The organism is Lancefieldella rimae ATCC 49626, assembly GCF_000174015.1.
GTDB classification, from domain to species: domain Bacteria; phylum Actinomycetota; class Coriobacteriia; order Coriobacteriales; family Atopobiaceae; genus Lancefieldella; species Lancefieldella rimae.
This window is the reverse complement of record NZ_ACFE01000001.1, coordinates 259,513-271,198: the sequence shown is the minus strand read 5'-3', so window position 1 is coordinate 271,198 and position 11,686 is coordinate 259,513. Positions and strand designations below refer to the sequence as shown.

11 protein-coding genes are annotated in these 11,686 nt (G+C 48.1%); 10 read left to right on the top strand and 1 reads right to left on the bottom strand.

Annotated features, from left to right (window positions below):
• Positions 1-231 precede the first annotated feature (231 nt).
• From mihF to holA, 7 genes are all read left to right on the top strand, one after another.
• Entirely contained in the window at positions 232-540 is a 309-nt protein-coding gene (mihF, locus tag ATORI0001_RS01300) for an integration host factor, actinobacterial type (RefSeq protein WP_003148513.1), read from the top strand.
• On the top strand, positions 541-1,134 hold the full coding sequence (gene gmk, locus ATORI0001_RS01295; RefSeq protein WP_003148362.1) for a guanylate kinase: 594 nt from the start codon (positions 541-543) through the stop codon (positions 1,132-1,134).
• On the top strand, positions 1,121-1,405 hold the full coding sequence (locus tag ATORI0001_RS01290; RefSeq protein ID WP_003148291.1) for a DNA-directed RNA polymerase subunit omega: 285 nt from the start codon (positions 1,121-1,123) through the stop codon (positions 1,403-1,405). The genes gmk and ATORI0001_RS01290 overlap by 14 nt, the downstream gene beginning before the upstream one ends.
• A 3-nt stretch (positions 1,406-1,408) precedes the next feature.
• Positions 1,409-2,647, top strand: a complete 1,239-nt coding sequence (gene thiI / locus ATORI0001_RS01285) for a tRNA uracil 4-sulfurtransferase ThiI (protein WP_003148237.1) — start codon at positions 1,409-1,411, stop codon at positions 2,645-2,647.
• 269 nt (positions 2,648-2,916) lie between these two features.
• Positions 2,917-3,642 (top strand): ComEA family DNA-binding protein, encoded by a 726-nt coding sequence (locus tag ATORI0001_RS01280; protein ID WP_003148159.1) that lies wholly within the window; start codon positions 2,917-2,919, stop codon positions 3,640-3,642.
• Positions 3,643-3,835: 193 nt separating this feature from the next.
• Positions 3,836-5,989: a ComEC/Rec2 family competence protein gene (locus ATORI0001_RS01275; RefSeq protein WP_244851827.1), complete on the top strand. Its 2,154-nt coding sequence runs from the start codon at positions 3,836-3,838 to the stop codon at positions 5,987-5,989.
• 42 nt (positions 5,990-6,031) lie between these two features.
• Positions 6,032-6,994: a DNA polymerase III subunit delta gene (gene holA / locus ATORI0001_RS01270; RefSeq protein WP_003148478.1), complete on the top strand. Its 963-nt coding sequence runs from the start codon at positions 6,032-6,034 to the stop codon at positions 6,992-6,994.
• Between the two features lie 118 nt (positions 6,995-7,112).
• Here the strand turns inward: holA and rpsT are convergent, their stop codons facing one another.
• On the bottom strand, positions 7,113-7,376 hold the full coding sequence (rpsT, locus tag ATORI0001_RS01265; protein WP_003148167.1) for a 30S ribosomal protein S20: 264 nt from the start codon (positions 7,374-7,376) through the stop codon (positions 7,113-7,115).
• A gap of 107 nt (positions 7,377-7,483) precedes the next feature.
• On the opposite strand from rpsT, the gene lepA reads away from it, so the two are divergent.
• The 3 genes from lepA to hemW are packed head-to-tail and all read left to right on the top strand — an operon-like array spanning position 7,484 to position 11,625.
• On the top strand, positions 7,484-9,295 hold the full coding sequence (gene lepA / locus ATORI0001_RS01260; protein ID WP_003148284.1) for a translation elongation factor 4: 1,812 nt from the start codon (positions 7,484-7,486) through the stop codon (positions 9,293-9,295).
• On the top strand, positions 9,288-10,385 hold the full coding sequence (locus ATORI0001_RS01255) for a tRNA dihydrouridine synthase (protein ID WP_155811521.1): 1,098 nt from the start codon (positions 9,288-9,290) through the stop codon (positions 10,383-10,385). The genes lepA and ATORI0001_RS01255 overlap by 8 nt, the downstream gene beginning before the upstream one ends.
• 37 nt (positions 10,386-10,422) lie before the next feature.
• Positions 10,423-11,625, top strand: coding sequence for a radical SAM family heme chaperone HemW (gene hemW / locus ATORI0001_RS01250; RefSeq protein ID WP_040324409.1), 1,203 nt, complete (start codon positions 10,423-10,425; stop codon positions 11,623-11,625).
• The last annotated feature ends 61 nt before the right edge of the window (positions 11,626-11,686 follow it).

Genomic DNA, 11,686 nt, shown 5'->3' with positions numbered 1-11,686 from the left:
AACGGAGATTTTGTTAAAATTTTACAAATAAGCAGGTAAATATTATACTTTTCTACATACAGGGATTGAGTTTGTGTGTAGAATGTGCAAAAATAATGACGTTTCAAGGGAAAATGCTCTGTACCCCCTTGTAAAACCGCTGATGTTTGGCATACTAGTTCGTTGATTGTGCGTACGGCACAAAATATTGTTTGTGTACTTAACCAAAAAGTACCGATGTTTGGAGGAATAATGGCACTACCTAACCTCACACCTGAGCAGCGCAAGGCAGCACTCGAGAAGGCAGCAGAGGCTCGCCACGCCCGTGCAGAGCTTCGTGAGAAGGTCAAGAATGGCGAAGTCGCCCTCAAAGAGGTTCTTGACTCCAACGATCCTATTGCTGAGCGTATGCGCGTTTCTGCTCTGATTGAGTCTTTACCTGGATATGGCAAGGCTAAGGCTGCCAAGATCATGACTGAGCTTGGCATCTCTTCAACCCGTCGTGTTAAGGGTCTTGGCGCCCGTCAGCGTGAGCAGCTTCTTGAGGCTCTTTCCAAGTAAGTGTCGCGTTCCGCTAAACTCTTCGTTGTTTCTGGACCGTCAGGTGTCGGTAAGGGTACGCTTGTTTCGTGTCTTCGCGAGAAGCGTCCCAATCTGGGCCTGACGGTCTCAGCTACAACACGTTCTCCTCGTGAAGGGGAACAAGATGGTATTTCCTACCACTTTCTGAGTGAAGAAGCCTTTGAGCACTTAGTACAAACCGGTGGATTTTATGAGTGGGCTGAAGTTCATGGTCACCGATACGGTACTCTTACGTCAGAGGTTGAAAAACTGCTCGCTCAAGGCAAGTCGGTTGTTCTTGAGATTGATGTGCAAGGTGGTTTGCAGGTCCGTCGTATGAATCCTGATGCTATTCTCGTCTTCATTGAACCTCCCTCGCTTGAGGTGTTAGAGACACGTCTTCGGGGCCGGGGTACGGAAGACGAGAAAACCATCCAGATGCGTCTTGCAAATGCAAAACGTGAAATGGAATTTGCGGATACGTATGATGTCCGTATTGTGAATGACAGTCTTGATGATGCCCTTTGTAAACTTGAGGCTGTTTTTGACACGTATGAATCAGATGAAGGGTCTCGAAAAAATGTCCGTAATTAAACCTGAAATTGACTCGCTGCTTGAAAAGACCGAGCACAATCCATTCCTTCTGTGCTCAATGGCGTCAAAGCGTGCATGCGATATTAATAATATGCTTCATGGTCAGCACCTCCGCGTCGTTGCCGTTCAGGATTTTGACGATATTACGACAGTTGTATCTGGTAAAGATTCAATCTCCGTTGCAATGAATGAAGTTAATGACGGTACGCTCGGCTTTGTGAAAGATACCTTTGACGATGCCATCAAGGGTGCAAATACCATCGAGATTTAGCGTATGTTTGAAAGCGTATGTCTCGTTCATTACCACGAGATTGGTCTTAAAGGGAAAAATCGCTCAACCTTTGAGAATCAGTTGGTAATAAACCTTAAACGAGCCCTCCGCGCCTTTCCGGTTGCGGGGGTTTCTCGCATTTCCGGCTATATTGTCGTTGAAACAGAAGATCATAGGGCTACAAAGGAGCTTCAGGCAGCCATCTCTCAGGTCCCCGGAGTGGCACGCGTATCTCGGGCATATCGTTGTGGTCTTGATCAAGAAGAGTTCTTCTCGGCTGCCGTGCGTGCTCTTGAGGAAGTTGCATCATTTACTACGTTTAAAGTGCATGCAAGGCGTTCTGCAACAAACTTTCCCATTCACTCAATCGAGCTGAACCGTATGGTGGGATCTGTTTTATGCGAGCATTTCCCCGATAAAAAAGTAGCTATGCATGCGCCGGATGCAACCGTTGTCGTTCATGTAATCCAAGGAAGTACCTACGTATATGCCGACTCAATTGTAGGAGTAGGCGGCCTTCCGGTGGGGACGGCCGGAAAGGTTGTGTCGCTTCTTTCAAGCGGTATTGATTCTCCCGTTGCAACGTGGATGGTTGGACGCCGTGGAGCTACGGTCATTCCGGTTCATTTTTCTGGACGACCCATGACGGCGGATACGAGTGAATATCTTTGTCAGGATATTATTAGTACGCTTGAAGGTGCGGGAATAATTGGCCGTTTGTATGTTGTGCCGTTTGGCGAGCGCCAGCGAGAGATATCTTTAACCGTTCCGCAAAGTCTTCGTATTATCATGTACCGGCGAGTCATGTATCAGGTGTCTGAACGTATCGCTCAAATTGAGGGCGCATCGGCACTTGTAACGGGAGAGTCTCTTGGACAGGTTGCCTCTCAAACCTTGGATAATATTGCTGCGGTCAACGAAGCGGTAACCATCCCAATCCTTCGACCTCTCATTGGTTCCGATAAGCAAGAGATTATTGCCCGCGCCCAGGCAATTGGAACCTTTGATATATCCGCGCAGGCCGCAGATGATTGCTGTACGCTTTTTATGCCTCGTCGTCCCGAGACGCACGCTCGTATGCGAGAAGTTCTGAGTGCTTGGAATTCATTTGACCATGAGGCAATGGTTGATGATTTAGTGGCACAGGTAGAATACAGGGATTTTAATCAGTGTCCTTCATATCGGCCTCCGAAAGAACTTTCAAGATTTCATAAGGAACTTCTTCCCAGGGAGACTGCGTAGTCAAATTTGAACCCATTACTCAATCCTACGTGTTGTTGTATGTGTGATACCTCTTTGCATAAGCGCCAAGAGGTATCTTTTTATCGGTGAAGTGTTTGATAATCCGCTTTTGTCTGAACGAGTACAAGACAAAGCAAGATGTTTATCTCGAATGATATGTGTCTCTGTCAGATATTGGTCAGAATATTGACAGATTGCCTATCCGATATCAGGTTTTTTGATTGTTGTCTAAAGGAGATATCTTCACGATAGAGGTGGAGGTGTCCGCTATGGCTCAAATTCCATCCGGCTCAAAAAAGCTCTGGTCAACGCTAAAACGACGGTATGGTTTTATAGGGGAAAAGAAACTCGTGGTCGGGTTCTTTGTGCTTGTTATAGGAGCAATCGCAATAATTTTGTGGGCGTCGTGTACGGTGGCGGGTACAACGATTGCTCGACAGCGGAGTGAACCGGTGCAAAACAAATACGCTGAGCTTCAAAAGGATGACTCTGGGAATAGTTCTTCCTCTCAGAGCTCTGAGACAACAAAAACAGAAGATACAAAGAAAACGCCTTCTGTGGTGGTATATGTTGACGGAGCGGTTGTAACGCCGGGAGTGTACACGCTTTCCCAGGAAACGCCACGTATATGTGATGCGGTTGACGCCGCCGGAGGACCAAGTGATACCGCTGACATATCAGAGTTAAACCTTGCAAAGCCTATTAAAGATGGGGATAAAATTCACGTTCCTCAAGAGGGAGAAAAGCAGGTACCTTCTTCTGAGAATTCGGTAGAGCCCTCCTCAAAAAACTCGGAACAGTCCTTGGTAAATATTAATGTTGCAACAGAGGAGGAACTAACCAAACTTCCTGGAGTCGGCAAATCAATGGCACAAGCAATCGTTAAAGATCGGGATAAAAACGGACCCTTCATCAAGGCCGAAGATCTTATGAGAGTAAGTGGAATAGGCGAGAAAAAATTTGAGCGAATGAAAGATTATGTTTGCGTCTCATAAGTCGGAAAAACCTCAGAGGCCCGTATTGTCGCAAATGCTCTATGTACTCGGAGCGTCAATAGTAAGTGTACGGTGGCTTTTAGAGAAGGGATGCTCAAATGGAGCGATATTGATACTTGGATTTGTAATGTTTGGGGCTCTTGTTATAGGTTTTTGCTTATGGTGCACAAAAAGGCCGGCAGTCCTTCTATTTATGATGAGTACCTCAATGTTTTTAGTCTCTTTGGTAACCATCATGCAATACCAAGTTCTTCTGCAATGCGATGAAGAGCTGTCTCGTACGTCAATGGCGCGCTACGAATTTGTTCTTGTGAGCGATATGCAAAGGGGGGATACGGCGTGGAGAGGTAAGGCAAAGGCATATCTTGACGGGTGTTACAAAGGGAGAGTTTTTATTCAGGCATCGCGAGAATATGATCTCGGTACACATATAAAAGGTATTGGTCAGTATCAATCCTATAAAGAGGATGAAAGAGGGAAAAGACATTGGCTTGAGGGGATAGCGGGATCTGTGCGGATGGTACGAATAACAACCACTTCAGACTCACGGGGATTTTTAGGGACGCTCTATCAGATTCGAAGAGCGTTTCTTGAGAGCATCAATCCACGTGCAACGGCAGGAAGAGCAATAGTTGCGGGATGTGTATGCGGATATCGGGGAGCGTTTAAGGAGCATGCGCTTGAGAGACCGTTTGCACAATGCGGTATTTCTCATCTCGTTGCCGTTTCCGGATCTCATTTGACCCTTCTGGCAGGATTGGTGCAGGTTGTATTAAAGAAACTATCAGTTCGTCCTCTTGTAAGAGATGCAACCACGCTTGGTATTATCGGTTGTTTTGTTATGCTCTGTGGATTTCCTCTCTCAGCGGTACGGGCTTTGTTGCTTGTTGTGGCATCGTGTGGATCTGAGGTGTTGGGGAGGAGAAAAAATCCCTTAGCCTCAACCTGTACTCTTGCGTTTTGTATGATATTAGTGCAGCCTGCAATATGCGAATCCATATCGTTTTTACTTTCACTTTGCAGCGTCTTGGGACTTATGGTATATGGAGCATACGGACGATATGGATGGCGGACAATAACGCCGCGTATAATAAGTCAGAGATGTCCGTACACATTTAAAAAGAGAAGCAATGCCTTCATACAAACCGGAAGCGATGCAATAGCTACAACAATAGTTGCGCAGCTCGCAACCTTTCCTATCACAACTACGATATTCGGAAGACTTTCGCTCATCGCTCCTGTTGTCAACGCCCTTCTTGCAATTCCTTTTTCCATTCTTGTTGTATTGGGCTTTCTCATATTTTGTACATTGCCGTTTTCGTTTATCACTACGACTCTTCTTTATGAAGTTGATTTTGTGGGAGCCGTGTTTGTTACGCTCGTGCGCCTGTTTGCACACATACCCATGTCAAGCATATTGATTGATGTGCCAACATATATTGTATGGTTGGGTTTTATTTTGATTCAGATAGTGTTGCTTATATGGTGGCCTGATATACGTCCAAAAATTGTTTTGCTATGCGTGGCGCTTGTGGTAGCGGGGTGTACCTGCCATGTTATTCGATGGCGTTACTTTGCTCCGGCTCGTGTTTGTGTCATGGATATCGGCCAAGGGGATGCTATTTTGGTGACCGATGGTGCATCGTCAATGCTCATAGATACAAGTCCTAACGACGCCGTTCTTGATGCCCTTCAGCGACAAAATGTGTTCCATATTGATACGGTGGTTTTAACGCATCTTGATATGGATCATGTTGGAGGCGTTGATGATCTGGTTGGTCAAATAAGCTGCAATGAAGTTGTGGTGGCAAAAGGAGTTACCAAGCATGAGAAAGCGTGGTTGCAGTCTTCTATACAAAAACTTACCGGGAAGCCTTCCAGAGAAGTTGTGTATGGGGAGAAGCTTACAGTTGGTCGTTTTCACATGAAAGTGATATCTCCTTTAGGGGAGGTAACGGGAAACGAGAATACCGATTCAATCGAAATGGTCGCTTGCTATCATGATGACGCTGGAAATTCACTCACCTCGCTTTTTACCGGAGATGCGGAAGAAGATAGGACAGGAGAAGCACTCCAGAGGGGAGATGTCGGAGACATTGATTTTTTGAAAGTGGGTCACCACGGTTCTGCTCGATCAATTACTCCAGAGCAGGTACAAAAGCTGAAACCTGAAGTTTCCGTCGCAAGCGCCGGGAGGAATAATACATTTGGACACCCAAAGCCGCAGTGCGTGGCTACGCTGGAAAATGGTGGCTCAATATTTTATTGCACAAAGGACTTCGGAGACGTGACGGTAGAACCCGGGAGTAAAGGACCGCGCGTGCGCACACAACATAAAAACTCGTAAGCGTGTAAAGTAGAGAGGCAAAAAGAATGAGGGAGGTAAGAAATGGCAAAAGATCTTCTTCCGGCTTATCTGGCAGTTGGCCCCGATGAGCTTAAGAGGAACAAGATGGTTGAGAGGCTGAAGAAACGCCTCAATGAGTTATTTTCTGCCTTTAATCTGGATGAGTTTACTGGGTCAACCGTTGATATAGATGTCCTTGTTTCTGCTCTTCAAACAATGCCCATGGGAGATAGCCGTCGCATAGTGATACTGAGAGAGGCAGACAAACTTTCTAAGGCTGCATCTGAGGTAGTTATACTGTATCTTGAAAATCCAAATCCTACGACTACGCTTCTACTTACTGCTCAGACGCTTGCAAGAACAACAAGACTCTACAAAGCGGTCGCAAAAATTGGTGAAAAATCAGTTGTACTTTGTGCTTCCATGAAGCCTCGTGAGCTTGCTCCGTATGTTCAAAAACTTGCGGCAAGTTACGGGCTTGTGATTGATTTTTCCGCGGCGCAGGAGCTTGTTGATAGGGTGGGAGACTCAACGACCATGCTGGATGCACAAGTTAAAACACTTGCTGCACTGAGTGATGGCCAACCGATAACAACTTCCTTTGTAGAGCAGCATATTGCTCGTGTTGCTGAGGTAAAACCATGGACATTTTTAGACAGTCTCTCGGCGCGTAATTTGCGTCGGTCATTGGAGCTGTATGAGATTCTCCCGGATAAAAATGCCCTTGGCCTTTTGACGCTTATCACAACGCGCGTACGGGAGCTCATTTGCGCCGCGTCTCTAAAATCTCGAGGTGAAGCGGCTCATCTTGCAACTGAATTAAAAAAACAGGATTGGCAGGTTCGTGAGTATGTGAAATGGGCTTCGGCTTTTAAGCCCGGCGAACTTGAAAGACTTCTCTTTGCATGCGCTTGCTGTGAGAGGGGATTAAAGAGTGGTGCTGACGAGAAGACCGTCATGTTGAAACTTATTATGCAGATGTGTGGAAATAAGTATAAAGTCTAGCTTTGGCTTCATAGAAACTGCAAGTTTATTGCGTGATGTTTGTTCCGCATGCAAACGTGTCCAAACAAAAAAGGCGGCCTCCGAAGAGTCCGCCTTGACATCGTAGTGAGTGCAGCGTTTATGAAAGTGTGTTCACGAGTTTCTGAACGCCACTCTTGCGCTTGGCTGCCTGGTTCTTGTGAATGATACCCTTGGAAGCAGCTTTATCAAGAAGACGACCCGCCTTATTAGCTGCAAGTTGAGCTGCATCTTTTTCGCCGGCTTCGACAGCAGCGCGAACATGCTTAACGGCGGTCTTGAGCTCGGAGCGGACAGCCTTGTTGCGCTGACGTGCCTTCTCAGCGGTGAGAATGCGCTTTTTCTGAGACTTAATGTTAGCCACGTGTAGTTCCTTTCGAATGTACAATGTGAGGCCTCTACGCTGAGACACGATGAGGACAGCTGTAAAAGTATAGCACGATGTGCTCGGTATGAGCTATTATTTTCTTTATGAATACATACGACACATTACATATCCGCAACTTTTCCATTGTTGCGCACATCGATCACGGGAAATCAACCATCAGCGATCGCATCTTGGAGCTTACCCATACCGTTGAAGAGCGCGATATGGACTCTCAGCTGCTGGATACTATGGATATTGAACGTGAGCGCGGTATCACCATCAAATCGAATGCCGTCCGCGTCATGTATGACGCAGACGATGGTGAGCGCTATCAATTCAATTTGATTGATACTCCCGGTCATGTTGACTTTACCTACGAAGTCTCTCGTTCTCTCGCTGCATGCGAAGGAGCGGTGCTGGTAGTGGATTCAACGCAGGGTGTTGAGGCACAAACGGTTTCAAATGCCATGCTTGCCATGAACGCGGATTTAGACATTGTTCCCGCCATCAATAAAATAGATTTACCCTCGGCGCATCCTGATGAAGTAAAGGCAGAGATTGAAGACAGCCTTGCCATTCCGGCTGATGATGCCGTGTGCGTTTCGGGAAAAACCGGTGAAGGGATCCACGATCTTCTCGAGGCAATTGTCTATCTTGTTTCTCCGCCAAAAGGGGACAAGAACGCGCCGCTTAAGGCTTTGATTTTGGACTCGTATTTTGATCAGTTCAGAGGTGTAGTGGCAACGGTTCGCGTCTTTGACGGCTCTATCAAAGCCGGAAATCAGCTTTTGATGATGCAGGCTGCCACACCGTTTCTTGTTGAAGAAGTTGGCGCCAAACGTCCGCTTGAAGTGGCGTTTGATTCTCTTTCTGTGGGCGAGGTAGGTTATGTGGTTACCGGCTTAAAAGATCCCGGAGCCGTGCATGTGGGAGATACTCTGACGTATAGGGACCATCCATGTGAAATGCCTCTTCCGGGATATCGTGAAGCAAAGCCCATGGTGTTTACTGGGCTTTTCCCCATTGACAACAAACAATATGAAAACCTTCGCGATGCCCTTGATAAGCTGCGTGTAAACGATCCCTCGCTGACATGGACTCCCGAAACCTCCGTGGCGCTCGGTTTTGGCTTTCGCGTAGGATTTTTGGGGCTTCTTCATATGGAAGTGGTTAAAGAACGCCTTGAGCGTGAGTTTGACCTTGATCTTATTGCCACAAGTCCCTCGGTGGACTATCACGTGTACAAAACCGATGGCTCTATGGTTGAAATTACAAGCCCTCAGGATCTACCTGACGTAACGCGTATCGATCGCATTGAAGAGCCGTATCTGAAGGCAAAGATTATTGTGCCTCCGGAATATGTTGGTGCGGTTATGCAGTTGGTTGTGGATCACCGCGGTATCTCTGAAGATATGGTATATCTGACCGATAAATCGGTTGAGATGCATCTTTCTATTCCTCTGGCAGAGCTTATTCTTGACTTCTTTGATCAGCTCAAAAGCCGTACAAAAGGTTATGCGTCACTTGATTACGAGTTTGATGATTATCGCCCGTCCGATCTGGTGAAGCTTGACATTTTGCTGGCGGGAGATGTGGTGGATGCCCTGTCGTTTATCGTGCATAAAGACAAGGCATATAGTCTTGCGCGCGGTCTGTGCGATCGGCTCAAGGGCATCATTCCGCAGCAGCTCTTTGAGGTGCCCATTCAAGGTGCCATCGGTAACAAGATTATTTCTCGCTCCACGGTCCGCGCTCGCCGCAAGGATGTGTTGGCAAAGTGCTATGGAGGCGATATTTCCCGCAAGCGCAAGCTGTTGGAAAAGCAAAAAGAGGGAAAGAAGCGCATGAAGCAGATTGGTTCTGTGGAAGTTCCGCAAGAAGCCTTCCTGGCGGTTTTGAAAGTTGACGATGAGTGATTTTGTGAGTGGGGATATAGCGGAAATTCTCAAACAAGAGGCGGACTCAGCGGGTCTTGACGATTCTCTTGTACCGTTTACATCAGGGAATAGCCTGCGCGAACGCTTAGCACACAATCCGGTTCTTATGGCACCGATGGCAGGCGTGAGCGATGGGGCATACCGCCTTCTTGCACGAGCGGGTGGAGCAGCTCTTGCCTATACCGAGATGGTTTCTGTGGCAGGCATCCACTTTGGGGGCGAGAAAACCTGGCAGCTTGTATATCCGCTTGATCCTGAGCCGGACATTGCGGTTCAGTTGTTTGGGTCAAAACCTGAACAGTTTCGTGAGGCAGCCTCTCAGATAGCCGAACGTCTTGGGCCAAAGCTGGCTCTTATCGACATCAACATGGCGTGTCCCGTGCCGAAAGTTGTCAAAAAAGGGGAGGGATCGGCTCTTCTCGACAATCCCGTTCGTGCGGCGGAGATTGTACGTGCGTGTATCTCAGAGGTAGACGTACCGGTTACGGCAAAGATTCGCCGGGGACGCACCGTAGGTTCAGAATGTGCACCTGAGTTCGCGCGAGCCTTGGAAGCGGCGGGAGCGGCGGCGGTAACCGTTCACGGGCGCTTTGCCTCGCAGCTCTATCAGGGCAAGGCTGATTGGAACTGCGTGGAGCGCGTGGTCTGTGCGGTTTCAATTCCGGTTATTGGCTCAGGGGATGTAATGAGCGCCCATGACGCTGCTCGTGTACTCAAAACAACAGGGATATCCGCAGTCATGCTTGCGCGCGGTACCTATGGAGATCCTTGGATATTTGCAAATACCAGAAGGGCCTGTGCTGAAAAAGAGCTGTTTTGCCCAACGCTCTCCCAGCGTCTGTCTGCGTTTAAGCTCCACGTGCATCTTCTGGAAGCCGCCCATATTCATATTGCGCGAGCGCGCAGCCTTTCAACATGGTATTTTCGCGGGGTACCTCATGCGGCGTATTGGCGCGGACGTTCGGTTCGTTGCGTAACGGCATCCGATTTTATACGTCTTGCCGATGAGTTGCTCTTTTGCGTGACGAATGAGATTGATCCGGAACGTGAGGATTATGCTGGGCGCTAGTGATAGGCCAGAATGCAGTTGGTCGGAACGGTTGCATTTGAATGGCGTACAAGCGCTCTATGTGCACATCCCGTTTTGTGCTCATAAGTGTGTCTATTGTGATTTTGCCTCGTGGGCTACGGCATCTTCCGACCCGCTGATGGCTCGCTATGAGGCTGCGATTGAATCTCAGATTCAAGAAGCGTATGCGTTGGGGTTGCTTGAAGATTGCCAAAGTGCGTATGTGGGTGGGGGGACGCCAACTCTTTTGGGAGCAGAACTTGGCCGGCTCGTTTCGTGCATTCGCGCAAAGGCTCCCATTGCCGAATTCTCGTGTGAGGCAAATCCGGATTCACTTACCGATGAGGTACTTCTCGTGCTCAAAGATGCGGGTACAACTCGTATTTCTTTGGGAGTGCAGAGTTTTTGTGATGCGGAGCTTCTCTGGCTTGGCCGCATTCACAGCGCGAAGCAGGCGTTTGATCGGGCGCGTGCTGCCGCTTCCATGGGCTTTGACGTGTCGTGTGATGTCATGTGCGCCTTAAAGGGTCAAACACAAAAATCGTGGCAGCAAACGCTTGCAACGTTTTTGGAGCTTGATGTGGACCACGTGAGCGTGTATCCATTGTCCATTGAAGAGGGCACGCCGCTTGCAAAACAAACGGCAGGTGCAAAGACGCCTTGGAATGGCCCAGACGTACAAGCCGGCCGTATGGAAGAGGCCGAGAAGATCCTTAAAGCCGCAGGTTATGCTCGCTATGAAGTGGCAAGCTATGCACGAAATCACAAAGTCTGTCGGCATAATCTTAGCTATTGGACTGCTCAGCCATATATAGGGCTTGGCACGGGAGCGGCGTCCATGTTGACACGTGAAGGCTACGATAAGCTTTGTACGATACAAACCTCACTTCCGCAGCCTCCAAAAGACGCATTTCGGGCTCGACTCAAGGTATGCGACGCCCGGCAATCAATTGCAGCCGGAAAGACACTTGCGGACACATCGTTTGACGTTGAGTTTTTGGACGTCTGTGAAGCCGCGGCTGAAGACCTTATGCTCGGAGCCCGCCTTACGCAGGGACTGTCACCGTCTTTGGTAGCATATGCACAGGAAGTTCTTGGAAAAGAGCGAGTGGAGGGGACACTGGAGAGCTGTGTGCACGATGGTCTTCTCGCCAGAACCGCAGCCGGTGCTTTGGTACCCACGGAGTCAGGCTGGCTTTTGGGCAACGAACTCTATGGACGTCTTTGGGATTTGCATTAACATTGGTATTTGTGGGTACAATTTGCGAGGTTCGGTTCGCAATAATTTAATCACATGGTTG